Origin of the sequence: Bacteroides caecigallinarum, assembly GCF_016901995.1 — a bacterium.
In the GTDB taxonomy this organism is placed as follows: domain Bacteria; phylum Bacteroidota; class Bacteroidia; order Bacteroidales; family Bacteroidaceae; genus Phocaeicola; species Phocaeicola cellulolyticus.
This window is the reverse complement of sequence record NZ_JACJLE010000206.1, coordinates 1-252: the sequence shown is the minus strand read 5'-3', so window position 1 is coordinate 252 and position 252 is coordinate 1. Positions and strand designations below refer to the sequence as shown.

At 41.7% G+C, this 252-nt stretch carries 1 rRNA gene; it reads right to left on the bottom strand.

Going from position 1 to position 252, the window contains the following annotated elements:
- Nucleotides 1-66: ribosomal RNA gene (gene rrf, locus H6A61_RS15650) — 5S ribosomal RNA — on the bottom strand; the annotation flags it as partial.
- Between the last annotated feature and the right edge of the window lie 186 nt (nucleotides 67-252).

The following is a 252-nucleotide window of genomic DNA, read 5'->3' as shown; positions in this document are numbered from 1 at the left end:
GTGACGAAGCTTAACTTCTCTGTTCGGAATGGGAAGAGGTGGAACCTTCGTGCTATAGTCACCTGAATTTCTTTTTATATCAGGTCTTGCATGAAGCACAAACTGAAAAGTCTAATCTGTCTCAAAACTAATTCTGTTTCAGCGCTAAACGTATATAACATCCTTAACGTGTCACGTGACAATGAAAGTTGACGGGCAATTAGTAATGCTCGGCTTTGCTGTCTCCAGCTTTACACCTGCATCCTATCAACG